The organism is Sphingomonas sp. BK481 (assembly GCF_014194875.1).
GTDB classification, from domain to species: domain Bacteria; phylum Pseudomonadota; class Alphaproteobacteria; order Sphingomonadales; family Sphingomonadaceae; genus Sphingomonas; species Sphingomonas aerolata.
This window is the reverse complement of record NZ_JACIAP010000002.1, coordinates 192,450-217,197: the sequence shown is the minus strand read 5'-3', so window position 1 is coordinate 217,197 and position 24,748 is coordinate 192,450. Positions and strand designations below refer to the sequence as shown.

The 24,748-nt window shown below is 65.8% G+C and carries 24 protein-coding genes; 12 read left to right on the top strand and 12 right to left on the bottom strand.

Annotated elements, in window-relative coordinates:
• Positions 1–246: 246 nt before the first annotated feature.
• Both FHY04_RS22435 and FHY04_RS22425 read left to right on the top strand, forming a co-directional pair.
• Positions 247–615 (top strand): hypothetical protein, encoded by a 369-nt coding sequence (locus tag FHY04_RS22435; RefSeq protein WP_260171327.1) that lies wholly within the window; start codon positions 247–249, stop codon positions 613–615.
• Positions 612–2,807, top strand: a complete 2,196-nt coding sequence (locus tag FHY04_RS22425; RefSeq protein ID WP_311723725.1) for a TonB-dependent receptor domain-containing protein — start codon at positions 612–614, stop codon at positions 2,805–2,807. The genes FHY04_RS22435 and FHY04_RS22425 overlap by 4 nt, the downstream gene beginning before the upstream one ends.
• Before the next feature lie 48 nt (positions 2,808–2,855).
• Here FHY04_RS22425 and FHY04_RS04925 read toward each other — a convergent pair whose 3' ends face one another.
• Positions 2,856–4,142, bottom strand: a complete 1,287-nt coding sequence (locus FHY04_RS04925; protein WP_183935845.1) for a glycoside hydrolase family 130 protein — start codon at positions 4,140–4,142, stop codon at positions 2,856–2,858.
• 188 nt (positions 4,143–4,330) lie between these two features.
• Between FHY04_RS04925 and FHY04_RS04920 the strand changes: the two genes are divergently transcribed.
• The 3 genes from FHY04_RS04920 to FHY04_RS04910 are packed head-to-tail and all read left to right on the top strand — an operon-like array spanning position 4,331 to position 6,556.
• The gene (locus FHY04_RS04920; protein ID WP_183935624.1) at positions 4,331–4,675 is read left to right on the top strand and encodes an iron transporter; all 345 of its coding nucleotides are present in this window, start codon (positions 4,331–4,333) and stop codon (positions 4,673–4,675) included.
• Complete coding sequence (locus tag FHY04_RS04915; RefSeq protein ID WP_183935623.1) at positions 4,672–6,225, top strand: PepSY domain-containing protein; 1,554 nt, start codon at positions 4,672–4,674, stop codon at positions 6,223–6,225. Before FHY04_RS04920 ends, FHY04_RS04915 begins: the two co-directional genes overlap by 4 nt.
• Positions 6,218–6,556: a hypothetical protein gene (locus FHY04_RS04910; RefSeq protein WP_056407768.1), complete on the top strand. Its 339-nt coding sequence runs from the start codon at positions 6,218–6,220 to the stop codon at positions 6,554–6,556. The genes FHY04_RS04915 and FHY04_RS04910 overlap by 8 nt, the downstream gene beginning before the upstream one ends.
• A gap of 85 nt (positions 6,557–6,641) precedes the next feature.
• Here the strand turns inward: FHY04_RS04910 and FHY04_RS04905 are convergent, their stop codons facing one another.
• The gene (locus tag FHY04_RS04905) at positions 6,642–7,253 is read right to left on the bottom strand and encodes a hypothetical protein (RefSeq protein ID WP_221211648.1); all 612 of its coding nucleotides are present in this window, start codon (positions 7,251–7,253) and stop codon (positions 6,642–6,644) included.
• 122 nt (positions 7,254–7,375) lie between these two features.
• Here FHY04_RS04905 and FHY04_RS04900 point away from each other — a divergent pair, with 122 nt between their 5' ends.
• Positions 7,376–8,044 carry a response regulator transcription factor gene (locus FHY04_RS04900; RefSeq protein WP_183935621.1) on the top strand — a complete coding sequence of 223 codons (669 nt, stop codon included), beginning with the start codon at positions 7,376–7,378 and terminating at the stop codon, positions 8,042–8,044.
• A complete protein-coding gene (locus tag FHY04_RS04895) occupies positions 8,041–9,357 on the top strand; it encodes a sensor histidine kinase (RefSeq protein ID WP_260171326.1) in 1,317 nt (438 codons plus the stop codon). The genes FHY04_RS04900 and FHY04_RS04895 overlap by 4 nt, the downstream gene beginning before the upstream one ends.
• On the opposite strand, the gene FHY04_RS04890 is transcribed toward FHY04_RS04895, so the two are convergent.
• From FHY04_RS04890 to FHY04_RS04850, 9 genes are all read right to left on the bottom strand, one after another.
• Complete coding sequence (locus FHY04_RS04890) at positions 9,354–10,196, bottom strand: glycosyltransferase family 2 protein (RefSeq protein WP_183935620.1); 843 nt, start codon at positions 10,194–10,196, stop codon at positions 9,354–9,356. The genes FHY04_RS04895 and FHY04_RS04890 overlap by 4 nt on opposite strands.
• Entirely contained in the window at positions 10,193–10,771 is a 579-nt protein-coding gene (locus FHY04_RS04885) for an SAM-dependent methyltransferase (RefSeq protein ID WP_183935619.1), read from the bottom strand. The genes FHY04_RS04890 and FHY04_RS04885 overlap by 4 nt, the downstream gene beginning before the upstream one ends.
• Positions 10,755–11,447 (bottom strand): PIG-L family deacetylase, encoded by a 693-nt coding sequence (locus FHY04_RS04880; protein WP_311723717.1) that lies wholly within the window; start codon positions 11,445–11,447, stop codon positions 10,755–10,757. The genes FHY04_RS04885 and FHY04_RS04880 overlap by 17 nt, the downstream gene beginning before the upstream one ends.
• Positions 11,444–12,547 carry an acyl-CoA/acyl-ACP dehydrogenase gene (locus FHY04_RS04875; RefSeq protein WP_183935617.1) on the bottom strand — a complete coding sequence of 368 codons (1,104 nt, stop codon included), beginning with the start codon at positions 12,545–12,547 and terminating at the stop codon, positions 11,444–11,446. The genes FHY04_RS04880 and FHY04_RS04875 overlap by 4 nt, the downstream gene beginning before the upstream one ends.
• On the bottom strand, positions 12,544–13,467 hold the full coding sequence (locus FHY04_RS04870; protein WP_183935616.1) for a glycosyltransferase: 924 nt from the start codon (positions 13,465–13,467) through the stop codon (positions 12,544–12,546). The genes FHY04_RS04875 and FHY04_RS04870 overlap by 4 nt, the downstream gene beginning before the upstream one ends.
• Positions 13,464–14,576 (bottom strand): glycosyltransferase family 4 protein, encoded by a 1,113-nt coding sequence (locus FHY04_RS04865; protein ID WP_183935615.1) that lies wholly within the window; start codon positions 14,574–14,576, stop codon positions 13,464–13,466. Before FHY04_RS04865 ends, FHY04_RS04870 begins: the two co-directional genes overlap by 4 nt.
• Before the next feature lie 114 nt (positions 14,577–14,690).
• Positions 14,691–15,332 carry a maleylacetoacetate isomerase gene (gene maiA / locus FHY04_RS04860; protein ID WP_183935614.1) on the bottom strand — a complete coding sequence of 214 codons (642 nt, stop codon included), beginning with the start codon at positions 15,330–15,332 and terminating at the stop codon, positions 14,691–14,693.
• The gene (hmgA, locus tag FHY04_RS04855) at positions 15,329–16,627 is read right to left on the bottom strand and encodes a homogentisate 1,2-dioxygenase (protein ID WP_183935613.1); all 1,299 of its coding nucleotides are present in this window, start codon (positions 16,625–16,627) and stop codon (positions 15,329–15,331) included. Before hmgA ends, maiA begins: the two co-directional genes overlap by 4 nt.
• A gap of 87 nt (positions 16,628–16,714) precedes the next feature.
• Positions 16,715–18,841 carry a malate synthase G gene (locus FHY04_RS04850; RefSeq protein ID WP_260171325.1) on the bottom strand — a complete coding sequence of 709 codons (2,127 nt, stop codon included), beginning with the start codon at positions 18,839–18,841 and terminating at the stop codon, positions 16,715–16,717.
• A gap of 92 nt (positions 18,842–18,933) precedes the next feature.
• Here FHY04_RS04850 and FHY04_RS04845 point away from each other — a divergent pair, with 92 nt between their 5' ends.
• On the top strand, positions 18,934–19,821 hold the full coding sequence (locus FHY04_RS04845) for a LysR family transcriptional regulator (protein ID WP_183935612.1): 888 nt from the start codon (positions 18,934–18,936) through the stop codon (positions 19,819–19,821).
• On the opposite strand, the gene FHY04_RS04840 is transcribed toward FHY04_RS04845, so the two are convergent.
• Positions 19,776–20,273 carry a MarR family winged helix-turn-helix transcriptional regulator gene (locus tag FHY04_RS04840; RefSeq protein WP_031439069.1) on the bottom strand — a complete coding sequence of 166 codons (498 nt, stop codon included), beginning with the start codon at positions 20,271–20,273 and terminating at the stop codon, positions 19,776–19,778. The genes FHY04_RS04845 and FHY04_RS04840 overlap by 46 nt on opposite strands.
• An 88-nt stretch (positions 20,274–20,361) precedes the next feature.
• Between FHY04_RS04840 and hppD the strand changes: the two genes are divergently transcribed.
• The 4 genes from hppD to FHY04_RS04820 all read left to right on the top strand — a co-directional run bounded on the left by hppD (position 20,362) and on the right by FHY04_RS04820 (position 24,747).
• Positions 20,362–21,432 (top strand): 4-hydroxyphenylpyruvate dioxygenase, encoded by a 1,071-nt coding sequence (hppD, locus tag FHY04_RS04835; protein WP_183935611.1) that lies wholly within the window; start codon positions 20,362–20,364, stop codon positions 21,430–21,432.
• Between the two features lie 16 nt (positions 21,433–21,448).
• Positions 21,449–21,880, top strand: coding sequence for a Rieske (2Fe-2S) protein (locus FHY04_RS04830; protein ID WP_221211672.1), 432 nt, complete (start codon positions 21,449–21,451; stop codon positions 21,878–21,880).
• 67 nt (positions 21,881–21,947) lie between these two features.
• Positions 21,948–23,114, top strand: a complete 1,167-nt coding sequence (locus tag FHY04_RS04825) for an isovaleryl-CoA dehydrogenase (protein ID WP_107933210.1) — start codon at positions 21,948–21,950, stop codon at positions 23,112–23,114.
• 31 nt (positions 23,115–23,145) lie between these two features.
• The gene (locus FHY04_RS04820) at positions 23,146–24,747 is read left to right on the top strand and encodes a carboxyl transferase domain-containing protein (protein ID WP_183935610.1); all 1,602 of its coding nucleotides are present in this window, start codon (positions 23,146–23,148) and stop codon (positions 24,745–24,747) included.
• The last annotated feature ends 1 nt before the right edge of the window (position 24,748 follow it).

Below are 24,748 nucleotides of genomic sequence, written 5' to 3'. Positions count from 1 at the left end.
GTTGCAGAAATGTAACAAGTCCGAATTTTCGGTCCGAAAACGCGCGCGAATACGATCTCGTTACCCTGAATCGGTTGCATTCAAAATTTGGAGACCCGAGCATGCACAACGGATCCCGGCAACATCCCGGGGCCATGACAAAGGATTGATTTCGGCACGGCCAGTATTGCGTGAGCAAACGACGTAAATCGTCGATAGACTTGGGGGAAGGATCGGAAAAGGCACTCACCATTCGGGGGTAGCCTAATGAAGATCGCTCATCATATCTCGCGTCACGCCTTGATCGTCGCCCTTGCCGCTGGAGGGCATGTTTCCGCCAGTGCCCAAGAGCTTGCCCAGACGACAAACCCCGCCACGGTAGGATCGGCCAGCCCGCCGACAAGTGATGCGTCCGACGACATCCCCGACGACATCATCGTGACGGGGACGCGTGCGACCGGCATTACTGCTGCCGAAAGCGCGGCGCCGATCAAGGTGCTTGATGCCGACATGATGAGCCATGTCGGCCAGCCCAATCTGAACCAGATCCTGACGCAGCTGGTCCCGTCCTTCACCGCGCAGGCATTTGGCGGCGACACCGCGAACCTGACGCTGTCCGCGCGGTTGCGCGGGTGAGCCCCAACCACACGCTCGTGCTCGTCAACGGCAAGCGCCGGCATGGCACCGCCAACCTCGCGGTGCTCGGCGGGCCCTATCAGGGGGCCGCGACCGCGGATCTCGACCTGATCTCCCCCTCGTCGATCAAGCGGATCGAGGTTCTGGAAGACGGCGCGGCGGCCCAATATGGCTCGGATGCGATCGCCGGGGTGATCAACATCATCCTCAAGGACGGCGATACGGGCGGCGATGGCTATGCGACCGTGGGCGAGAACTACCAGACGGGCGGGCGGACCTATGCCGGGACGCTGCATCTCGCGACCAAGATCGGCGAGGACGGGTTCCTCAACGTGACCGCATTTCACCGCTATCACGACTTCACGCAGGTCGGCGGGCTCGACCGGCGGGTGACGGACGGTGATGGCAAGCTGCTCACCGGCACGACGTCGCCGGCGTTAAGTCCCCTGCAGCAGCAACTCTACCCGAATATTTCGGGATTTCCGTACGTCAATCGGATCAACGGTGATGCGCAATCCCGCCTCACCAACCTGCAATTTAACAGCGCCTACGACTTCGGCGCGGCGGAGGTGTACAGTTTCGGCACCTATTCGAAGCGGATCGCCAGCGCGTACGAAAACCTGCGTGTACCGACGCGGGTCTCGCGGACGGTCGGCGGGGTCACGACCTATTTCGATCCTGACGGCGACAGCCCGGTCAACGGCTTTTCGCCGCGCGAGAAAATCCGCGAGGACGACATGGCGTTTACCGGCGGGGTTCGAGGGCTGCTGAGCGGGTTCAACTACGACCTGTCGACCAGTTTCGGGCAGGACAAGAACCTGATCTACACCGTCGATTCCGCCAACGCCTCGCTCTACGCGGATACCGGATTTATGCCGACGAGCTTTTATAACGGCTTCTTCAAGGCGACCGAGTTCACCGCGAACGCCGATGTCACCCGCGAGATCGCGGTGGGCATGGCGGCCCCGCTGAACCTCGCATTCGGCGCGGAGTATCGGAAGAACGTGTACGAGATCGGCTCGGGCGATGCCGCATCGATCTACAAGGAAGGCGGGCAATCCTATCCCGGGTTTCGGCCATCCGATGCGGGCGTGAACGGCCGCAACAGCCAGGCGGCCTATGTCGATGTCGCGATGATGCCGATCGACGGGCTGAAGGTCGATGTTGCCGGACGCTATGAACATTATTCCGATTTCGGCAGCAAGTTCATCTACAAGGGGACGAGCCGGTACGATTTCTCGGACGCGTTCGCACTTCGCGGCACGGTCTCGACCGGGTTTCGGGCGCCGACGCTCGCGGAATCCTATTACTCCGCGACCAATGTCTCGCCGACGTCCGCGTTCGTGCAGCTGCCGGCCAATTCCGCCGCGGCCAAGCTCCTGGGGTTTGCCAATCTCAAGCCGGAGAAATCGACCAATTTCAGCCTGGGTACCGTGCTGCGTCCGGCGCCACGCCTGACGATCACGATCGACGCCTATCAGGTCAAGATCCGCGACCGCATCCTCGGGACCGGTTCGCTCTACGGCAGCGGTGGTGCGACCAACTTCCCGATCGTGACCGCGGCCATTCGGGCGAACGGCAACATCCTCGGCCCGACCGTCAATCAGACCGGGATCAACATCTTCACCAACGGCGCGGACACGCGGACCCGCGGCATCGATCTCGTGGCGAGCTACGTCACCGATCTTGCGGACTATGGCAAAGTGAACTGGATGCTGTCGGGCAACTATAACGAGACCAAGGCGCTCAGGCTGAATGCGGCGCCTGCGACGCTCGGCGCCATCCCGCTCTTCGACGATGAGGCGATCAGCTATCTCGAGACGGCGTCGCCCAAGACCAAGGTGATCGGTTCGATCGTCTATGCGCTCGACAAGTTCGGTGCGACGCTGCGCGGGACCGTCTACGGCAAGACGACGGCGTATCTTACCCCGGATGGCGGCGCATATTACAAGCAGACGGTGGGGTCGGCGTTCATCGGCGACGTCGAGCTCAACTATGACCTGACCGCCGCACTCAAGCTGTCGGTCGGTGCCAACAACCTGTTCAACAAGCGGCCGCCGACCGTCGGGCTGGTGCCGGGGTCGACCAACTCGCTGGTCAACGACGCCAATGTCCTCGACGGGCCGCTGACGTTCAGTCCCTACGGCATCAACGGCGGCTATTATTACGCGCGCTTCAATATTACCTTCTGACGAGATCGGGCGCGGCGCTCGGCGGCCGCGCCCGAACCTGCCTGCACGTCAGGCGGGGGCCATGACCGACAGGATATCATCGACCTGTGCGGTGGCGAACGCGGTATATTCGTCGCCGATTGCATAAGGCAGCAGGATGCGGCGCCCCTGCAACAGCCCGCCGCAGCTATAGGTGACGTTCGGCACATAGCCGCCACGCTGCTCCGCGCTCGGGAACAGGAGTGGGGAGGGCGTGCGCGCCAGCACGCGGCTGGGGTCCGCCTTGTCGAGCAGACACGCGCCGATGCAATAGCCGCGGACCATGCCGACGCCATGGGTGAAGACAAGCCACCCCTCGTCGATCTCGATCGGGGATCCGCAATTGCCAAGTTGCACGAATTCCCACGGATATTTCGGTGCCATGATCGGCGTCCCGCGCTCCCAGGTGTAAAGATCGTCAGAGCGGAGCAGCCAGATCGTCTCGCTGTCCTGCCGTCCGAGCATCACGAACTGGCCATCGATCCGGCGCGGGAACAGCGCCATGCCCTTGTAGCCGGTCATGGCGCCGGCGAGGGGGCGCATTTCGAAGGTCCGCATGTCGACGCCGCGGAGAATTTCCTGCTGAACCTTGCGTCCGTCGAACGCGGTATAGGTCCCGATGATGCTGCGAACGCCATCATGATCGGTGAAATTGACGAGGCGCAGATCCTCGACACCCTGGCGCTGGCTGGGCAGGACGGGAAAGATGACCGTTTCCGACGCGTCCTGGCTGTCGTCGCACAAGAGCCGGACCCAGCCATCCCGGTTGCGGTCAATTCGTGGCGGCACACCATGCGGGCTTGCCGAATCGATCACGAGGCGATCATCGGGTCCCCATTCGCCGGTACGGAACGTAACCGAGGAGATATGTCCTTCGCCGATGCCGCGCAACGACAGCACGAACTTGACGCCGCCCGTAGCCGATCCGGGTTCGTCGTCGATCCGCGCGATGCTCGGATTGAAAAGGGCCGCCGACTCGAACGCATATTCCTGACTAAAATAGGCTCCCAGCAGCAGGGCCTCGTCGGCGTCGATGTCGCCGATATCAAGCTCGTCTTGAACCTCGGCAAAGCGGCGGCGGAAGACGTCATCAGCATTGCGATGCCGCTCCTCCATCGGTTTCGCCAGCAGTTCGATCATGCGTTTGCGCAGCGCGGGGTCGAGTGCCATCACCCGCTGCGCCACCTTTTGCGCGCGCGATGGACGATCGGCCGCAAATGCCTCGGGATAGCTGAAGCTGAACGGGCGGATCACCGTTCGCGAAGGATCGGGCTTGAGTTCGATCTCAAGCTTTTTGAAGACGTTGGCAGCTTCCATGCGCGGACCTTTCATCGGGCGGCGTCCTGCATGCGCACACCCTTGCCCCGTTCAGCGATGGACCCCGCGTTTATATCCATAGATCGCATCGCCGCGGCGGATTTCCTTGCGACCTGCTGCTCGCGACCCTGACCGGATATCGTGCAATAACTTTGCTATTGATAACCACTCGCAAAATTCTGTAGGGCATGACCATGCAGGTCATCCCGCAGCGCACGCCGGATCTAAGGCGAACGGCAACGTCGCCGCGGCGTCGGTTGCGACCTGCGGTCGTGCCGATGATTGCTCGGATCGGGACCGCGCTGGTCGGCGGCTATGTCCTTGCCTCCGCGGTCGCCACGCTGATCGCACGCCTGCTGCCGGTGGACCGTGCGGAGGCGACCAGCTGGGGAATGATCCTCTCGTTCCTGGTCTACGCAATCGCCGCGCTCTGGAGCTTTCACGAGCCGCGGGTGATGCGTGTCACGCTCGGCATCTGGGGCGGTAGCGTGGCGATCGGTCTGGCACTGGCCTTGCTCGGCGTCCGCCCATGACGGCTGCGTTGCCGCTGCGGCAGAGCATGGCGTGGATCCATGGGTGGCTGGGACTGCTCGCGGGATGGCTGTTGTTCGCGATGTTCCTGACGGGGACGGCAAGCTATTTCCGGCCCGAAATCACCCAGTGGATGCAACCCGAAATCCGCGCGAGCACGGTGTCGCCTGCGCAGGCCGCGCAAGGCGCGATGACCTATCTGCAGCGGATCGGCGCGGGGGACGACGTCCAGTGGTTCCTCTACCTTCCCGATGCCCGCTCGGCGGTGACGCGTGTGTTCGAGCAGCGGAGTCCGACGTCGACGGCACCGCCACGTCCCGCCGAACTCACGCTCGATCCCCGCAGCGGAGAACCGGTCCGTGCCCGCGAAACGCGGGGCGGCGAGCATTTCTATCGGTTCCACTTCCAGCTTCAGCTGCCCTATCCCTGGGGGCGCTGGCTGGCCGGACTGTGTGCGATGGTGATGCTGGCGGCGATCGTGTCGGGGGTGATCACGCACAAGCGGATCTTTGCCGATTTCTTCACGCTGCGCTGGAACAAGGGACAACGCAGCTGGCTCGATGCGCATAACGTCTCGGCGGTGCTCGCGCTGCCCTATCATGCGATGATCACCTATACCGGGCTGATCACGCTCGTGGCGATGTACATGCCGTGGCCGGCGATGGTGAACTACAAGACGCCGCTCGATTACGGGGCGGTCGCATTCGGCATTCCGACCGAGCGCGCGGCGACCGGGATTGCCGCGCCGCTGCTGCCGATCGGGCCGATGATCGAGAAGGCCGAAGCGGTGCTCGGCGCACCTGCGACCCGGGTCGTGGTGCGCCATCCTAATGATCGTGCGGCAACGGTGACCGTCTATCGTCATGCCGGCGTGTCGATCAATGCGCGGCTGCCATCGGTGACCTATTCGGGAAGCACTGGGCAAATGCTCGAGCGATCGGGCGGCACCGGCCCCGCGCTGATGACCGCGGGGGTGATGCTCGGTCTGCACGTCGCGAGCTATGCGGCTCCCGGGCTGCGCTGGGCCTATTGCCTGCTTGGCCTGACCGGCGCTGCGATGGTCGGTACGGGCCTGTTGCTCTGGACGACCAAGCGGCGGCGGCCGGGCGCGGCGCCGTTTCCGGGGCTGACGCTTGTCGAGCGCTTGAACATCGCGGTGATTGCCGGGCTGCCGGTCGGGATGGCGGCGTATCTCCTGGCGAACCGGTTGATTCCTGTCGATGCGGCCGGGCGTGCGGATGGCGAAGTCGCCGCGATGTTCTGGGTCTGGGGCGCGGTCGCAGTCGCGCAGCTGGCCCGATCGCCGCGGCGCGCCTGGATCGAAGGGTTCGGGATCGGTGCCATCGCCTTTGCCGCAATTCCGGTCATCAATGCCGTCACGACCCCGCGCGGTCTGCCGGCCTCATTGCGTGGCGACGACCCGGTATTTGCCGGGTTCGACCTGACCATGCTCGCGATCGCCACCGTTCTGGCGATGGCGGCATGGCGTGTCGCGCATCTTCGTCCGGCCCCCCCGGTACGACGTCCTGCCCGTGGAGTGGTTCATGCTTGAAACGATCATCGTCACACTGGCGGGCTGGATGCTGCTCGCGGCCTCCGCGTTTCGCTATCGCCGGGATCTCGGGATCACCGCACCCGGGACGATCCGGCTGTTGCGGATCGCCGCCGCCGCCGCGCTGACGCTGGCGTTCCTGCGGTGCGGGGCGCCGGTCAGCGGCGAACGCGTCGTGCGGTTTCTGGGTGGCGGCTCGATCGCGGCGGTCATCATGGTCGGCACGCTGTCGGTCGCGCCGATGCTCATTTTGCGGCCCGTCGTCCTGATCCTCGGCATGGCGCGTGCCCTACGACCTTCGAAAGACGAACACCGTACCGCTTCGGCCTGACGGCGGAAGCGGTACGGAGGGTGCCGGTCATTCGCGATTGGCCTGAGGACTCGATCCGCCACAGTTGTGGCGGATCGCAACCATCCTAGCGATTTACCGCGGCAGCCGGTGCGCGGGGTAGCGTTTGCGCGACGGGTGTGCCGACGGGTGCCGGTGGCGGCGTGACACCGGTTACGGATGGGGCACAGCCTGGGGCGGTGGACGGCGCCATTGCCCCGGGAGGGGCCAAGTTCGCGCCGCCCGGTGGCGGGGGCGGCGGACCATCGTGGCCGGGACCACCGGGGCCGCGAGGACCACCGGGGCCATGCGGCGGCGGCCCGCCCGCGGGGCCGGCGGCGATGATCCGCCCATTCGGATCGACCAGATAGGACGCGCGCAGCTGCCCATTGTCGTAGCGACCCTGTACCGTCATCGTCGCACCGGCAGTGACGCCATCGCCGTTGCGACCGGCATCGATCATCGTCCGCCCGGTTGCGTCCTGAAGGACGAAGCGGTCACCGAAGATCTCGACCACACGGCCCTTCACCGTCACCACACCGCTCGTACCAGACAGTCGGGCGATCGCGGTCGGCGTGGTGGGTGCCATCTCGATGCCGGGCCGCGTCAGCGATACGGCGCCGGCGCCGCCTGCCACGCCGACTGCGAGCAGGGCGGCAGCGGCGAGCTTCATCCGCGTTCCGCGGTTCAGTGTGTCCATCAAACGGGGCATTCATCGTCTCCTCTTCGTGTCGATGCCCGGCTTCTAGGCGCCGCATCCCCACGCCCCGCTGAACTTCCCCGTTCAGTTTGGGTTTAGCGTTCACAGCTAGCGAGGTCGTCATGCGTATATTGCTCGTCGAGGACGATCCCGATCTCGGCCCCGCGCTCGCCAAGGCCTTGCGAGGCGAGAATTGCGCGGTCGATCTTGCCGCAAACGGCGTCGATGCGGGGCATCTGGGCGACACCGAGGCCTATGACGCCGCCGTGCTGGATCTTGGCCTGCCGGGCCGGGACGGCGTCACGATCCTGCGGGACTGGCGGGCGGCGGGGCGCGACCTTCCCGTGCTGATCCTCACCGCGCGCGACGGATGGTCGGACAAGGTGGCGGGGTTCAAGGCGGGGGCCGATGACTTCATGATCAAGCCGTTCCGCGTCGAGGAACTGGTCATGCGGCTGCGCGCGCTGGTGCGCCGGGCGGCGGGGCATGGCGCCACACGGCTCGAATGCGGCCCGCTCGCGTTCGAGACGCAGACGGGGCAGTTCGAGCTCGACGGTTTGCCGGTCAAGCTGACTGCGCTCGAATGGAGGGTGCTGTCGGCGCTGATGCTGTCGAAGGACGCGGTGATCGAGCGGCTGGCGTTGATGGAGCGTGTCTATGAGGGCGATGCGGACGGCGATTCGAACAGCCTCGAGGTGATCGTGGGTCGACTGAGAAAGAAGATCGGTGCGTCGCTGATCGATACCGTGCGTGGCCGGGGCTACCGGCTCGCCACGCCGACACCCCGATGAGGCCGATCCCGCGGTCGATCCATGGGCGGATGCTCGGCCTTTCACTGCTCGCCACCCTCGTTGCACTTTTGGTCGCGGGTGCGGCGATCGCCGGCGTGCTGCAGCGGTTCGTCACCCAGGGGCTCGACCAGCGGCTCGATGCCGAATTGTCGCTGCTTGCCGGTGCGGTCGGTGGCGATGGGCGGATCGACCGGGCGCGACTGACGCGGCTTCGTGGCCTGCTTGATGCCGGCCCCGGCTGGCAATGGCAGATCAGCGGCCCGGTACAAACAGTGAGTTCCGCCGAATTTCCGACGCTGCGGACGCCCGGCCCGGCACCGCGAGGCTCGCTGCGCGGGGAAGGGGAGGCGCGTCCGCAACCACTGGAAGGGCGGAACGGAATCCATGCCCGACGGATTTCGATCGCGACGGACGCGGGGCCGATGGTGTTGACCGCAGCCGCACCGCGCGACGTCGTCGCCCGACCGATCCGGTCGGCGGTGGTGCCGTTGCTTGCAACGCTCGGCATCCTTGGCATCCTGCTGGGCGTTGCGACGCTGGTGCAGGTGCGGATCGGGTTGCGACCGCTGCGCGCGTTGCGCGACGGCGTCGCTGCGATGCGCAGGGGGGCCGCGGGTGTGTCCGAAGCGCAGCCCGACGAGCTTCGTCCGCTCGCGATCGAACTGAACGCACTCGCGCGGGACAACGCGTCGGCGCTCGCGACCGCGCGCGCGTCGGCGGCCAATCTGGCGCATGCGCTGAAAACCCCGGTCGCGACGCTTGCGCTAACGGTGCGTGACGATCCCGCCCAGGCGGCGCAGCTTGCCCGGATCGACGCAACGATCCGGCATCATCTTGCCCGCGCACGCAACATCGCCGGCGGTCATGCGAGCAGCACCGCACTCGCCCCCGCGATCGCCGATCTGATGTCGACGATCCGGCGGCTGAGGATGGAACGCGGCGTCGTGATCGATGCGGCGATCGATCCCGAGCTGCACGTCGCGGTCGATGCCGCGGATCTCGACGAGATGGCGGGCAATCTAATCGACAATGCCGCGCGGCATGCGCGAACGACGGTGCGTGTCGCCGCGAGGGTCGATCAGGGCATGATCCGGCTCAGCATCGTCGACGATGGCCCGGGCATCGCGCTGGCCGACCGTCAGCGGGCGACCGATGCTGGCGTGCGGCTCGACGAACGTGAGGACGGCCATGGGTTCGGACTGGCGATCGCGCGCGAGCTCGCGGCGCTGTATGGCGGCGTGCTGGTCCTCGACGATGCCGCGGGGGGCGGGCTCTCGGCTTCGGTCACCATGCCGATCGGTACCGCGGTCTAGGATTGGCCCGAATGCGCGGCGATCAGGTCCGCGGCGTTTGGACGGCGCAGGATGCGGATGCCGTCATCGCAATAGTCGACGAGCCCCATCGCGACAAACGCGTCGAGCCAGCCCTGCATCGGCCACCAGCCCCACCGCGCGTGGAATATCGTCGCGTTGCGGACGATGTCGTCGAGATGCTGGACGGGCGGATCATAGCTGTCGTGATACTGATGGCAGGCGATGGCCCCGCCGACGAAGATCAGCGGGGTTTGTGCATGCTCGGCGCGAAAGCCGAAATCGGTGTCTTCCGCGCCATAGCCGACGAAAGCCTCGTCGAAGCCACCAAGCGCATCGAACCGCGACCGGCGGATCGCGAACGCCAGCGACCAGAACAGACCGGGATTGGTTTCGCGCCGCGTGCCCGTCGCGGGAAAACAGCGCACCGGATGTGGCCGCCCCGCCGCCAGCAGGACCTCTTCGTTCCACGTCGAACGCGCGTCGTCGGGTCCGAGATAGCGGATATCCGCGCAGAGCAACGCATCGTCCTCATCGAGTACCGCACCCATCCTACCGAGGCACTGCGCCATCGGGATACAGTCTACGTCGAGGAACAGCAGATGTGCAGACGTCGCGTGCCGTGCTGCAAGGTTGCGTGCGGCGGCAAGCGCGAGGGTGCCGGTCTGGAGCCGGTGGACGTGAACGGGGAAGGGCGCCTCCGGCTGCGCGACCGGGTCGCTGCTCATGTCGACGATGATCAGTTCGGCGGGGGCGACCGCGCTCCGTTTCAGGCCCTCGACCAGCTGGATCAGATGGGGTTCGCGGTCCTTGACGAGGGTCAGGACGGAGAGCGGCGTCATCGTAGGGACCACAGGTCGAGGCGGTACGCGTCTTTTCTTTCGGCGCGCTCGACCGCGACGCCGCCGAGCCGATCCCGTAGCTTGGTGACGGCTGCGTCGCCGGTCTGTGGATAGTCGGTATCGCCCGTCCAGTGCACGAGTATGATCCGGCAATCGGGCGTAGCGCTGGCGTGGATCGCGGCGGCTGCGCGCTCGATATCCGCATCGTCCCAGTAATAGACGACCTCCGACAGCACGACGAGATCGAACGCGCCTTCGGGTGACTCGGCCGGGAAGTTACACCGCGTGATCCTGACATTGGACAGTGCGGCGCAGCGCGACCGGGCAAGCTCGACCGCGCGCAGGCTGATGTCGATCGAGGTCAGGGTATCGCACAAAGGCGCGAGCCGAGCGGTCAGCACGCCGTGGGCGCAGCCGATCTCCAAGGCCGAACGATAGCGTCGATCGTCGATCGCGGCGATCGTCGCATCGAACTTTGCGGCCTCATACGGGCTCGAGGCGAGCGACCAGGGATCGTCGTCGCCGGTGAAGACGTCGTCGAAATAGCGCGCGTCGAGGCTATGGTCGGGTCGCATGTCGGTTCGCCAGATAGAGGAGATCGGTTCCCGGCATCCGCTGTTGCGCGCGCGGCAGGCGAAAGCCGTCGCCCATCAATCCGGTCAACTGGCTGCGGTGCGCGCGGAGCGCGGCGGAGCGCCGGGCGATCGGCATCGCCGTGGTGCGGACGACGCGCTTCCCTTCGGGGCGTTCGCCCCAGACGGCATATTCGAAAATCGCGACAGGCCTGCGCGCGGCGAGCGCGGCCTGCACCGCGAGCGTGAAGCACGCGGCATGATCGCAATGCGGCTCGCCTGCCGCGGTTGTCGCGATCGCGTCGACCGCGTGCCGGCGCAACAGGGCCGCCAGCTGCCGGACGGACCGACGGAACGCGGCGCTTCCGGGGCGGTGCGGGTTTGCATCATGCCAGTCGAGAAACCGCGGGGTGATCCGCCGTCCGCCGGTCAGTAGCGCGACGGCGTGCCGTGCCTCACCGCGTCGTCGCCGGATGAGCGCGCTACGATTTGCCGGCGTCGGGCAGGAATGCGAACCCGATCCGTCGGTCAGGATCATCACACCGGCAAGGCGATTGCGCGCCGCCGTATCCGCGATCAATGCCCCCGTGCCGAGTGTTTCGTCATCGGCGTGCGGCGCCAGCACCAGCCACCGTGCGCTGCGCCAGGGACTTTTGCTCAGCGCCGTCGCGGGGGTCACCACAAGCGATCACCTGCGCCCCAGACGTCGCGGTCGAGCCAGGCGAGCGCCGCCTGATCGCGTGCATAGTCAGGGCCTGCCTGACGCAGATAGAGGCTGAGGTCGCGGCTGATCTTGTCCGCGCGCTCACCATCAAACGCGCTGCGCGTACCAAGCAAACGCGCGGTGGCCTCCATGACGTCAAGCGCGGCACGTTCGACGACCCCGCGAGTCATCTGGACGAAGATGGTGGCGTCGGCCTCCTCACGCGCGGCACGTCCCGCAGCCTCGCGGATCCACAGATAGGCGGTGCGCGCGGCAACGACCGCCTCGGCGAAGCGCGCACGCTGGACGGGATCGCCGCGTGCAGTATCGGACAAGGCTCGCCGGGTCTCGGTCAGCAGCCCCTCCATGCCGCCAAGCTGGACCGCCAGGAACCGCCATGCCCCCGCGGTGAATCGGGGTTCGCGATCATAGTCGCCCGGTGCGCCCAGCGTCTGCATGACGCCGGCGGGATAGCCCGAACATTCATAGCGACCGCTCATGCTCGCACGCATGCCGCGTACGCGCCAGCGGGACGCGTCGGTACGCACGGGATCATTGGCCGGGATGACGACGATCGGACGCTGCCCCGCCGCCGGACGCGCGGTGACGATTGCATAATCGATACCGCCGGCGCCGCTTGCGAAGTGCTTCGCCCCGTCGAGCGCGGGGCCGTCCGGACCGTCGATTACCGCGACGCCGGGCGGAGGTTCGGTCGCCCAGACGCCGAACCACGCACCGCGGTCGAGTTCGGTATCGAGCCAGGCAAGTTGATCCGCCGATGCATACCAGTCGAACAGCGCGAGCGCGTTGACATGGCCCTCGAACAGCCGCCCGACGCTGAGGTCGCCGCGTCCGACCGTCCGCAACGCATCGAGCAGCTCGTCCGGTGCACCATTGGCCTGGCCGCCAAGTGCACGCGGGGCGAACCGCCGGTGCAGGCCGTGGCGGACCAGTGCGGCCATGCTGTCCGTGGGAAACATGGGGGCGGCATCATAACGCTCGCCGCAGGACGCGAGCGTCTCGACAAGGTCGAGGGATGGCGTCGCGGCGGCCGGCTGTGCAGTCGGGCCACTCATCGGTCGAGCCCCAGCGGCATGTCGCAGCGCATTGGCGGGAGCAGGGGTTCATCGCGCGCGACTCCTGCATCACCGCCCGGCTGGTCGCGTCGCATCCGTCGCCACGCCGCGCGTGCGCGCCACTGATCGAACGACGGCAGAAAAGTGGACTCGCCGCGCGCCACCCGATCGGACAGCGCCTGCATATGGTCCGCCATGCCCCCGGTCGCGCGACCGATGGTGCGCGCGGACACACGGGTCCACACACTCATCGGATGACCGAGCCGACCACCTGCCGCGACCGCCGCCTCGACCAGTGCACGGTCTTCCCCGGCGGGGATAGCGGGGACACCGCCCGCCGCACGGTATAGCGGGGCAAGAATTGCCAGGCTTGCGCCGGTATGATCGCCGTGACGGGGCGCCGGATCCCAGCGGCACGGATCGATGTCGTCCTCGATTGCGCGAACACACGCCCAGTAGCGGTCGAGCTTGACCTGCATCGCGTCCATGGCCGTCGCGAGCGGTTCGGCGTCGTCGACGACGATCCGGCCGCCGACAATATCGAGCCCCGCGTCGATTGCGCAAAGCATCGCCGAGATCCAGTCGGACGGCGGCCGGGTATCGGCATCGGTGGAAATTAGAACGCCGCGATCCGGATCGATGCGTGCCAAGCCAGCCTCCATTGCCAGGCGTCGTGCGGTGCCGGCATGCGCGTGCTCGGGCGGAAAATCGTGGCAGGCCACGGCGAGATGCAGTCGCTCGCCCCAGGCGGCCTGTGCCCGGGCCACCGCGGCGACGCTGTCATCAACGGTGTTGTTGATCAAGATCGAGACGCGGATCGGTCCATCCACGTCCTGTCGCGCGAGGGCGTCGAGCAGAATTGGCAGGCGGTCTGCCTCGTCACGCGCGGGCACGCACACGCAAAAGCGGGCGTCCGTCATGCCGCCCCCGCCAATGTGATCGGATAGTCAGACGCGCGGCCCCGTGCGGCGTGGCGTGTCGGCTGGATCATCTCTTCGTATAAGTCCTCATAGCGGTCGATCATGACGTCCGCGTCGCAGATCGCCTCCGCGCGCAGGCGGCAGGCGCGGCGGTCGAGCAGCACCGCCCGCCGCGCGGCATCCGCGAGCGATGCGACATCGTCCGCGCGTGCGAGCGTGCCACAGGACTCGTCGAGGAGCGCTGGAATCGCGCCGCGCGCAAAGGCGGCGACGGGCGTCCCGGACGCGAGGGCTTCGGCGACCACCAGCCCGAACGGCTCCTCCCAGCGGGGCGTGCAGAGAAACGCACTCGCACCGCCGACGAGCGCGCCTAGTGCCGCATGCTCGAGATGCCCGACATGCGTGACGTCGGCCCCGAGCCGCGGCAGGATCTCGGCCGCATAATAGTCCGGATCCGAGATCGGTCCGGCGATGCGGAGCGGATAGCCTGCCAGCCTAGCCGCGTCGATCGCCAGATGAAGGCCCTTTTCGGCAACGATCCGCCCATACCAGACGAGATAGCGGTCGGGACTTGCGGCAGGTTGGAAAGGGAAGCTCGCAAGGTTGATGCCGTTCGGGATCGTGCGGTCGATTGGCGTCACGTGGCTCCACAGACCGCGGATCGTATCTGAAACGGCAACGAAGCGCATTGATGGCGACTTGCAGAGTCGGATGCCGCTTTCCAACCAGCAGAACGGGGGTGTGTGCAACGTCGTGACCATCGGCGTATCGAGCGTTTCCGCCATCGAGACGGGAAGATAGTGGAGCGAGTTGTTGTGGATGACGTCGAACCGTCGATTTCTCAGCATGCTCATCAGCCGCAGATAGGCATGGTGTTCGCGGAAGAACGTCACGTCCTGCGCTTCGGCGGTGCCGGTTTCGAGAAGCGAGGTTTCGTCGCAGATTGCCTCAAGCCCCATTGCCGGATCGGATTTCATCGATGCGAATACTGTGACCGCATGTCCACGTCGGCGTAACGCGGTCGCCAACAGGTGCGTATGCATCTCGAGACCGCCAGCAAAAGGCTCGCGGATGGCATATTTGAGATGCGCAATAATTGCGATTCGCATTCCGGCCCCTTCACCAGCGATCACGATCTACGTCGCGTCGATACGGTGAGAAACGCATCAATTCGGCTTTTATGTCCGCTACTCGGACCGGGTTTGTGCTAATCTATATCAATACTATAGCAGGTCACGGTCGGGCTGCATGTCGGGGTGCGCAGCGGCGAAGGCTGGCAGTGTCGCTGCATTCGCGGCGGCGGTGGCCAAACGGGGGTAGCGTGAGAGATCGATGGCGAAGCGCTCGGCCGCATAGACCTGCGGCACGAGATAGCAGTCGGCCAGCGTCGGCGTGGCGCCAAAGGCATAGCCGTCGCCATGGCGAGCGATCTGTGGCTCGATCGCATCGAATCCCGCGGTCATCCACCGCGCGATCCAGGCTGATACCTGCTCGGGCGTCGCGGCGAAATCGGCCCTGAGCGCGTCAAGGATTCGTAGATTGTTGACCGGATGAATGTCGCACCCGATCGTTGCCGCAATGCTGCGCACGATCGCGGCCTCGGTCGGGTCGGCGGGCAATAGCGGCGGCGCGGGATAGGTCGCGTCGAGCCATTCGAGGATGGCAGGCGACTGCGTCAGGATCGTGCCGTCGCCAATGTCCAGCGCGGGCACCAGCCCTTGCGGGTTGAGCGCGAGATAGCGCGCGTCACGCTGTGCGCCGGTCCTGAGATCGTGCGTGCATTGCTCATAGGCGCATTGCTTCAGGTTCAGCGCGATCCGCACACGGTACGAGGTCGTCGACCGCCGATAGCCGTGCAGGATCATGCCGGCAGCACCGCTTTGGGGAAATCGGCCCAAACCGCGTCGTAGTCGAGCTGGGCATGCGCCAGCGCATGCGGCGTCGGTCGGTAGGGCCAGCAGCTCTCCACCATGAAGGCCATGGTGCCGTCGATCTTGTGCGGCTTGAGATCGGCGTTCGTCGCGGCGGTCCAGCTGTCGAGATCGGGACCGTGGCCTGCCATCAGATTGTGTAGGCTCAGACCGCCGGGCGTGAAGCCGGCCGCCTTGGCGTCATAGGCGCCGTGGATCAGACCCATCGCCTCCGACATAACGTTGCGGTGGAACCAGGGCGGGCGGAACGTGTCTTCGGCAACCATCCAGCGCGGCGGGAAGACGACGAAATCGGCATTGGCGCGGCCGGGTACGTCGGAGGGCGAGGTCAGAACGGTGAAGATCGATGGATCGGGATGGTCGAAGCTCACCGTGTTGATCGTGTTGAACCGCGCGAGATCGTAACGCCACGGCGCCAGATTGCCGTGCCACGCCACGACGTCGAGCGGACTGTGCTCGAGCGTCGTGCACCACAGCGCTCCCATGAATTTCTGGATAACCTCGAACCGCGTGTCGCGATCCTCGAACCAGGCGACCGGCGTTTCGAAATCGCGCGGATTGGCCAGCCCGTTCGCGCCGATTGGACCTAGATCGGGCAGACGGAACAGGGCGCCATGGTTTTCCGCGACATAGCCCGTTGCTTGCCCATCGGGTAGCAAAGCCCGGAAACGAACACCGCGCGGGATGAGCGCGATCTGGCCGGGCGCGACCATGATCCGCCCGAGCTCGGTCAGAAGTTCGAGCCGCCCCGCCTGGGGGATGAAGAGCAGTTCGCCATCGGCATCGACAAAGACCCGCGCGGTCATGTCGCGGTTGGCGGCATAGAGGTGGACCGCGACGCCCTCCAGATCCGCAGGATCGCGGGTGGCGAGCATCGTCGTCATGCCGTCGATCAGGTCGGTTCCCGCTGGCGGCGGCGCGCTCGGGTCCCAGCGCAGCCGATTGGGCGCCAGCGGACCGTCCTGCGCGTCCGCCGCGAAACGTGCGGCGCCGTCATATCGTACATAGGGCGGATGTTCGGCGGTGGGACGCATGCGGTACAGCCAGCTCCGCCGGTTCTCGTGACGCGGTGCGGTGAAGGCCGTGCCTGACAGCTGCTCGGTGTACAGCCCGAAGGGCGGTCGCTGTGGCGCATTGCGCCCGACGGGTAGCGCGCCTGCGACGGCCTCGGTCGCGACATGGTTGCCGAAACCCGAAATATAGCCGGTGGCGGCCGGGTCGTTGGCCATCGTAACACTCTCCTCGCGCACCCCTGTTCGACGTGCCGCGGGGGCCGGGGGTTTCGCTCAGAACGATGGCCCCCGACCAATATGGTGTCAACTGTTACCAGTTTGTGCCGCTTTCGCCTCCTGCCGGAAGCGGTGGAGCAGGGGTTCGGTATAGCCGTTCGGCTGATCAAGCCCTTCGAAGACGAGCGCGCGCGCGGCGCGATAGGCCAGGCTGGTCGCTTCGTGCCCGACCATCGGCCGATAGTGCGGATCGGAAGCATTCTGCGCATCGACCTTGGCCGCCATCTTCACGAAGGCGGCATCGACCTCGGCGGGTGTTGCGATGCCGTGGAGCATCCAGTTCGCCATATGTTGCGAGCTGATCCGCAGGGTCGCGCGATCTTCCATCAGGCCGATGTCATGAATGTCCGGCACCTTCGAGCAGCCGACGCCCTGGTCGATCCAGCGCACGACATAGCCGAGAATGCCCTGCGCATTGTTCTCGAGCTCGTCGCGGATCTCGTCGGGGGACCAGTTATGGCCGTGTGCGAGCGGGATCGTAAGCAGCTTCTCGAGCGGCGTGACGGGCTCGCTCTGTCGTGCCGCCTGCCGCGCGAAGACGTCGACGCGGTGGTAATGCGTCGCGTGGAGCGTCGCCGCGGTGGGTGAGGGGACCCAGGCGGTGTTGGCGCCGGTCATCGGGTGGGCGATCTTCTGGTCGAGCATGTCGGCCATGCGATCGGGCGCGGCCCACATGCCTTTACCGATCTGCGCGTGACCGCTGAGGCCACAGGCGAGGCCGATCTGGACATTGCGATCCTCATAGGCAGCGATCCAGGCGCTGGCCTTCATCTCGCTCTTGCGGATCATCGGTCCGGCGCGCATCGCGGTGTGCATCTCGTCGCCCGTGCGATCGAGGAAGCCCGTGTTGATAAACACGATGCGGTCCTTCACCGCGGCAATACAGGCGGCCAGATTGGCCGAGGTGCGGCGTTCCTCGTCCATTACGCCGACCTTGATCGTGTGGCGGTCGAGGCCGAGCAAATCCTCGACCGCGTCGAACAGCCTATTGGTGAAGCCCGCTTCGTCGGGGCCGTGCATCTTCGGCTTGACGATGTAGATCGAACCCTGGCGGCTGTTCCGGAAGCGACCGGTGCCGTTCAGATCGTGCAGCGCGATCAGCGCGGTCACGATCCCGTCGAGAATGCCCTCGGGCGCTTCCGTCCCATCGGGCAGATGCATTGCGGGCGTGGTCATCAGATGGCCGACATTGCGGACGAACAACAGGCTTCGTCCCGGCAGGACGATTTCGGACCCGTCCTGCGCGGTGTAGCGCCGGTCGTCCTCCAGCAACCGGGTCAGCGTCTGGCCTCCCTTGTCGAACTGCGCCTCCAGATCGCCCTTCATCAGGCCCAGCCAATTGATATAGGCAGCGACCTTGTCGTCGGCATCGACCGCTGCGACTGAATCCTCGAGATCGACGATCGTCGTCAGCGCGGATTCGAGCCGGACGTCGGCGAGTCCGGCAGGATCGGATGCGCCGATCGGATGGTCGCGATCGATGACAAGTTCGATGTGTAGGCCATTGTGGCGCAACAGGATCGTGCTGCCGGCATGGCCGCGGAGCTGATCCGGTTGTGCCAGCACGGGCGTGCTGCCGTCCCAATCGGTCCATGAGCCCGACGCAAGCGGCACGCTGGAATCAAGGAACGCCTTGGCCCAAGCGATCACCTGCGCACCGCGGTCCGGATCATAACCCCGACCCGACGGCGTTCCGGGGATTACGTCGGTGCCGTAGAGCGCGTCGTACAGGCTGCCCCAGCGTGCGTTTGCGGCGTTGAGGACGAACCGGGCATTGAGGATGGGCACGACGAGTTGCGGGCCTGCCAGCCGTGCCACCTCGTCATCGACGCGAGTCGAGGTCGCCACGAACGGCGTAGGCGCCTCAGCGAGATAACCGATCTCGTGAAGGAAGCGCGCCTGCGCGTCCGGATCGACGGGGCGGCCGCCAAATGCGTCGTACCAGGCGTCGATCTTCGCCTGCAGCGCATCGCGGCGAGCAAGCAGATCGCGATTTTCGGGTGCGAAGCGGGCGTAGATGTCGGCCATTCCGGACCAGAAGGCGGACGGGTCGACTCCCGTGCCGGGCAGCGCCTGGTCATCGAGGAACCGTGCCAGCGGTGCGGCTACACGCAGCCCCGCCTTGTCGATCATGCCGTCTGACGTCGCGGTCATCGTTCTCTCCCTATCTGACGATCATCCTATACGACCGCCAGGCTGTTCGGTAGACGATCAAGTGTTGAAGCTGTCGATCACCGGGGGAATGAATGGATCCGGATGCCGCCTTGTTCGTCGACGTCGTCGCGGCCGGAAGCCTGAGCGGAGCTGCCCGCTTGCGCGGCATCTCTCCGGCGATGGTATCGAAACGGATCGTCCGGCTAGAGACGCGGCTCGGAGTGCGGCTGCTCAATCGTACGACACGGCGGCTCGAGCCGACGGCGCGAGGCGAGCGGTATCACGCGGACATGGTCGCGATCCTTGCCGCGATCCGGGAGGCCGAGGGGCGGGTCGGCGACCGGGCCGCCGGGCCGAGCGGTCCGCTCCGCGTCAGTGCGCCGACGTCGTTCGGGCGCTTGCATATCGCACCTCGGCTCAAGCCCTTTCTCGATGCGCATCCCGACATCGCGCTCGAACTAAATCTGTCAGACGGTTTTTCGGACCTGCTCGGCGAAGGGATCGACCTCGCGATCCGGATCGCGCCGACGGTCGAACCGGGTTTTGACGCGCACCGGCTGGGCGACAGCCGCCGGGTCCTGTGTGCCGCACCCGCCTATCTCGAGACGGCGGGCATTCCTGGCAGCGCGGCGGCGCTGGGTGATCATCGCCTGCTCGCGGCGCGCGGCCAAATGCCGTGGCGGCTGACGGGGCCTGACGGCGATTTCACGATCGATGCCGCGAGCCACGTCCGCACGAATTCGAGCGAGGTCGTGAGAGAGCTCGCGCTGTCGGGCGTGGGGATCGCGCTGCGGTCGCTGTGGGACGTCAGCAGCGATCTGGCGGCGGGGCGGCTCGTTCGCGTCCTGCCGGCAATCGAGGGGAGCGCGGATGTCGGGATCTTCGCGCTGCACCCGCGCGGCGCAGTGCCGTCGTCGGTTGTTGCACTGCTCGACTATTTGCGGACGCTGTGGACACCGTCACCGCCCTGGGCCGGCTGATCGAGCGCGCTGGTCACCGCGTCGATCCGGCGGAGCATCGCCGTGAACGCGGCGACTTCGGCCGGATCGAACTGCGCAAAGATCCGCGCCTCGAGATCGCGCGCCTTTGGCGCGACGGCAGCATAGAGCGTGCGACCCGCATCGCTGAGCATCAACAGGTGCGAGCGACGGTCGCTGGCATTGGCGCGCCGTTCGAGAAGCCCGCGCTCGACCAGCGCGATCGCCGCGCGGCTTACCGTAACCTTGTCCATCCGCGTACGATGACCGATTTCCGCCTGCGTGATGCCGCCGGTTTCGGCAATGACGGCGACCAGCCGCCATTCGGGGATCGAGAGGCCGAACAGCGATTCATAGCTGCGCGCGATCGTGTCGCTGACGAGGTTCGACGTGAACGACAGCCGGAACGGGATGAAGTCGTCGAGCAGCAGCGGGCGGTCGGATGAAGCGGTCATGGCACGGGATAGTATCAGTTGACACGATCTGCGCAAACGCGCAGTTGGTATCCAACGATACTATAAAGCTTTGAGAGGCTGTCGCATCATGGAGCATATGGACGTCAACCCAATGGGGTTGGATGGTTTCGAGTTCTGCGAGTTCACATCGCCCGAACCGGCGGCGATGGGCAAACAGTTCGAGCAATTGGGTTTCGTGCCCGCGTCCCGGCATCCGACCAAGGCAGTGACCCGGTACAAGCAGGGTCGCATCAACCTTTTGCTCAACGCTGAACCGACGGGGCAGGCCGCGACGTTCCGCGCCGACCATGGTCCTTCGGCGAACGGCATGGCGTTCCGTGTTGCCGATGCCAAGGCGGCCTTCGACGCTGCGCTGGCACGCGGTGCGAAGGCGGCCGATGCGTCGCTGGGGGCGCTGGGCGACGAGAGCTACGCGCTGGAGGGGATCGGCGGATCGTTGCTCTATCTCGTCGACCGTCATGGCGGCGCGGGCAGCCTGTACGATGCCTGGGATCAGATCCCGGGCGCGGCGGAGGCCGAGGCCGAGAATTCCGTTGGTCTCGATCTGCTCGACCATCTCACGCACAACGTAAAGCGCGGCCAGATGCGGACCTGGTCGACCTTTTACGGCCAGATCTTCGGGTTCGAAGAGCAGAAATATTTCGACATCAAGGGCAAGGCGACGGGCCTGTTCAGCCAGGCGATGATCGCGCCCGATCGCGCGATCCGGATTCCGCTGAACGAGAGCCAGGACGACCACAGCCAGATCGAGGAGTTCATCCGAGATTACAACGGCGAAGGCATCCAGCATCTCGCGCTAACCACCGACGATATCTACACGACCGTCGAGAAACTGCGGGCTCGCGGCGTCCGGCTGCAGGACACGATCGAGACCTATTACGAACTGGTCGACAAGCGCGTGCCGAACCATGGCGAGGATCTCCAGCGGCTGCGGCGCAACCGGATCCTGCTCGACGGCAATGTCGGTGAGGAGGGGCTGCTGCTCCAGATCTTCACCGAACCGCTGTTCGGGCCGATCTTTTTCGAGGTCATCCAGCGCAAGGGCAATGAGGGGTTCGGCAACGGCAACTTTCAGGCGCTGTACGAATCGATCGAACTCGACCAGATTCGGCGTGGGGTGATCACGGTCGACGCGTGAAGACGTGATGACGGACATGCAGGGCCAGCCGGGCGACGACAGTGCCGTGAGCGATGCGCCGTCGTCGGTGCGGCTGTTCGCCACGCCGGCCGGTATTGCGCTCGGGTCGATCGAGGCGATCGCACCCGGCCAGTCGCGAGGCTATGTCGTGCAGATGCGCGCGGGGCGGTTCCACGGTTTTGCGGTTCGGCGCGGTGACGGCGTCGTCGGCTATGTCGATCGCTGCCCGCACGCCGGACTGCCACTAGCGCGCGCCCTCGACGACTATCTGAGCCCGAATGGCGACCTGATCGTCTGTGGGTGGCATTCCGCACTGTTCAGAATCGACGATGGCCACTGCGTCGGCGGCCCATGCGCGGGGCAAGCGCTTGCGGTCTGGCCGATCACGGTCGTAGACGGCGTGATCACGACGCTCGGTGCGCCGGCTGCGGTCCCTGACCCACGCTAAACGCCGGGTGAGAACGGTAATGAGAACAGCCCGGCAAACCACGGGATAATACGGTAAGGAGAGTTTCGTGACGCCAGATTTCGACTTCGCGCTGGGCGAAGCCGCGGACATGATCCGCGACACGACGCAGCGCTTCGCGAAGGAGAAGATCGCTCCGCTGGCCGCGAAGATCGATGCGGACGACTGGTTTCCCCGCGAGCTCTGGCCGGCGATGGGCGAGCTGGGGCTTCACGGTATCACCGTCGAGGAAGAGTATGGCGGGCTCGGGCTCGGCTATCTCGAGCATGTCGTCGCGGTTGAGGAAGTATCGCGCGCATCGGCGTCGATCGGCCTGAGCTATGGCGCGCACTCGAACCTTTGCGTCAATCAGATCCGCCGCTGGGGCAATGCCGAGCAGAAGGCAAAATATCTGCCCAAGCTGGTGTCGGGCGAGCATGTCGGAAGCTTGGCGATGTCCGAGGCCGGGGCGGGATCCGACGTCGTGTCGATGAAGTTGAAGGCGGTGAAGACCGAGAGTGGCTATGTGCTGAACGGCACCAAGTTCTGGATCACCAACGCGGCCTATGCCGATACGCTCGTCGTCTATGCGAAGACGGGGGAGGGATCGAAGGGGATCACCGCCTTCCTGATCGAGAAGGACATGCCGGGATTCGCGATCGGGCAGAAGATCGACAAGATGGGCATGCGGGGATCCCCGACCGCCGAGCTTGTCTTCACCGATTGCCACGTGCCGTTCGACGCGGTGATGGGCCCGGAGAATGGCGGCGTCGGCGTGCTGATGTCGGGCCTCGACTATGAGCGCGCGGTGCTCGCGGGCATTCAGCTCGGCATCATGCAGGCCTGTCTCGACGTGGTCATCCCCTATGTCCGCGAACGCAGGCAGTTCGGGACCGCGATCGGGCAGTTCCAGCTGATCCAGGCGAAGGTCGCGGACATGTATGTCGCGTTGAGTTCTGCACGTGCCTATGTCTATGCCGTCGCGCGGTCCTGCGATGCGGGCAAGACGACGCGGTTCGACGCGGCGGGCGCGATCCTGCTGGCGAGCGAGAGCGCGGTGAAGGTCTCGCTGGAATCGATCCAGGCTCTGGGTGGCGCGGGCTATACCAAGGACTGGCCGGTCGAGCGCTTCATGCGCGACGCCAAGCTGCTCGATATCGGCGCGGGGACGAACGAGATTCGCCGGATGCTGATCGGACGCGAACTGATCGGTGCCGCGCCCAAGGTGATGCAATGAGCGTGCTGATCAGGTCGCGGCGGGGTGAACGGTGAGCGGTCCCGTCCTCGATACGAAGCTGTCGGTCGACGCGGAGACGTTCCAGGCGAATGCGGCGCACAACCTCGCGCTCGCCCAGCGCCTGCGCGACGACGTTGCGCGCGTCGCGCTCGGCGGAGACGCCCGGTCGCGCGACCGGCACGTTGCGCGTGGCAAGCTGCTGCCGCGCGACCGGGTCGAGCGCTTGCTCGATCCGGGTTCGCCGTTCCTCGAGATCGGCCAGCTCGTCGCCAATGGGCTGTATGACGATGCGGTGCCCGGCGCGGGGGTGATTGCGGGGATCGGCCGCGTTGCCGGTCGGCAGTGCATGATCCTGTGCAACGATGCGACGGTGAAGGGGGGGACCTATTTTCCGCTGACCGTCAAGAAACACCTGCGAGCGCAGGAAATCGCACAGGAAAATCGGCTGCCCTGCATCTATCTCGTCGATAGTGGTGGGGCGAACCTGCCCCATCAGGCGGAGGTATTTCCCGATCGCGAGCATTTCGGCCGGATCTTCTACAACCAGGCGCAGATGTCGGCGTTGGGGATACCGCAGATCGCGTGTGTGATGGGGAGCTGCACTGCGGGCGGCGCCTATGTCCCGGCCATGTCCGACGAGACGATCATCGTCCGCGGGCAGGGCACGATCTTCCTCGCTGGGCCGCCGCTGGTCAAGGCGGCGACGGGCGAGGTGATTTCCGCGGAGGACCTCGGCGGCGCGGACACGCATGGACGGCGGTCGGGCGTCGTCGATCATGTCGCGGAATCGGACGACCACGCGCTGACGATCGTTCGCGACATCGTCTCGACCTTGCCGCCACAGGTCCCTGTCACGGTGAACCGGCAACCGGCGCGCGCCCCGAAATACGACGCTGAGGGGCTTTACGGTGTCGTGCCGTCCGATGTGCGCGCACCCTATGACGTGCACGAGGTGATCGCACGGCTGGTCGATGGCAGCGAATTCCATGCGTTCAAGGCGCTTTATGGTACATCGCTGGTGTGCGGGTTCGCGCATATCCACGGGATCCCCGTCGCGATCCTCGCCAACAACGGCGTCCTGTTCAGCGAAAGCGCTCAGAAGGGGGCGCATTTCATCGAGCTCGCCTGCCAGCGCAAGGTACCGCTCCTGTTCCTCCAGAACATCTCGGGGTTCATGGTCGGCGGGAAGTATGAGGCAGAAGGCATTGCCAAACATGGTGCAAAGCTCGTGACGGCAGTCGCGACCGCGACCGTGCCGAAGATCACGGTGCTGATCGGCGGCAGTTTCGGCGCCGGCAATTACGGCATGTGCGGACGCGCCTATTCGCCGCGCTTCCTGTTCAGCTGGCCGAACAGCCGGATCAGCGTGATGGGCGGCGAACAGGCGGCCTCGGTCCTCGCCACCGTTCACCGCGACGCGGACGACTGGACGGCGGAGGAAGCCGAAGCGTTCAAGGCGCCGGTTCGTCAGAAATATGAGGACGAGGGGAATCCCTGGTACGCGACCGCGCGCCTGTGGGACGACGGGATCATCGATCCCGCGCAGACCCGTGACGTGCTCGGCCTCGCGCTCGCCGCGACGCTCAACGCTCCAATCGCCGAACGCCCCGCGTTCGGTGTGTTCAGGATGTAAG

Coding starts and splice junctions, on each gene's coding strand:
- FHY04_RS22435 (WP_260171327.1), top strand. CDS start 247: ATGAAGATCGCTCATCATATCTCGCGTCACGCCTTGATCGTCGCCCTT.
- FHY04_RS04925 (WP_183935845.1), bottom strand. CDS start 4,142: ATGGAAGCTGCCAACGTCTTCAAAAAGCTTGAGATCGAACTCAAGCCC.
- FHY04_RS04920 (WP_183935624.1), top strand. CDS start 4,331: ATGACCATGCAGGTCATCCCGCAGCGCACGCCGGATCTAAGGCGAACG.
- FHY04_RS04915 (WP_183935623.1), top strand. CDS start 4,672: ATGACGGCTGCGTTGCCGCTGCGGCAGAGCATGGCGTGGATCCATGGG.
- FHY04_RS04910 (WP_056407768.1), top strand. CDS start 6,218: ATGCTTGAAACGATCATCGTCACACTGGCGGGCTGGATGCTGCTCGCG.
- FHY04_RS04905 (WP_221211648.1), bottom strand. CDS start 7,253: ATGGACACACTGAACCGCGGAACGCGGATGAAGCTCGCCGCTGCCGCC.
- FHY04_RS04900 (WP_183935621.1), top strand. CDS start 7,376: ATGCGTATATTGCTCGTCGAGGACGATCCCGATCTCGGCCCCGCGCTC.
- FHY04_RS04895 (WP_260171326.1), top strand. CDS start 8,041: ATGAGGCCGATCCCGCGGTCGATCCATGGGCGGATGCTCGGCCTTTCA.
- FHY04_RS04890 (WP_183935620.1), bottom strand. CDS start 10,196: ATGACGCCGCTCTCCGTCCTGACCCTCGTCAAGGACCGCGAACCCCAT.
- FHY04_RS04885 (WP_183935619.1), bottom strand. CDS start 10,771: ATGCGACCCGACCATAGCCTCGACGCGCGCTATTTCGACGACGTCTTC.
- FHY04_RS04875 (WP_183935617.1), bottom strand. CDS start 12,547: ATGAGTGGCCCGACTGCACAGCCGGCCGCCGCGACGCCATCCCTCGAC.
- FHY04_RS04870 (WP_183935616.1), bottom strand. CDS start 13,467: ATGACGGACGCCCGCTTTTGCGTGTGCGTGCCCGCGCGTGACGAGGCA.
- FHY04_RS04865 (WP_183935615.1), bottom strand. CDS start 14,576: ATGCGAATCGCAATTATTGCGCATCTCAAATATGCCATCCGCGAGCCT.
- maiA (WP_183935614.1), bottom strand. CDS start 15,332: ATGATCCTGCACGGCTATCGGCGGTCGACGACCTCGTACCGTGTGCGG.
- hmgA (WP_183935613.1), bottom strand. CDS start 16,627: ATGGCCAACGACCCGGCCGCCACCGGCTATATTTCGGGTTTCGGCAAC.
- FHY04_RS04850 (WP_260171325.1), bottom strand. CDS start 18,841: ATGACCGCGACGTCAGACGGCATGATCGACAAGGCGGGGCTGCGTGTA.
- FHY04_RS04845 (WP_183935612.1), top strand. CDS start 18,934: ATGGATCCGGATGCCGCCTTGTTCGTCGACGTCGTCGCGGCCGGAAGC.
- FHY04_RS04840 (WP_031439069.1), bottom strand. CDS start 20,273: ATGACCGCTTCATCCGACCGCCCGCTGCTGCTCGACGACTTCATCCCG.
- hppD (WP_183935611.1), top strand. CDS start 20,362: ATGGAGCATATGGACGTCAACCCAATGGGGTTGGATGGTTTCGAGTTC.
- FHY04_RS04830 (WP_221211672.1), top strand. CDS start 21,449: ATGCAGGGCCAGCCGGGCGACGACAGTGCCGTGAGCGATGCGCCGTCG.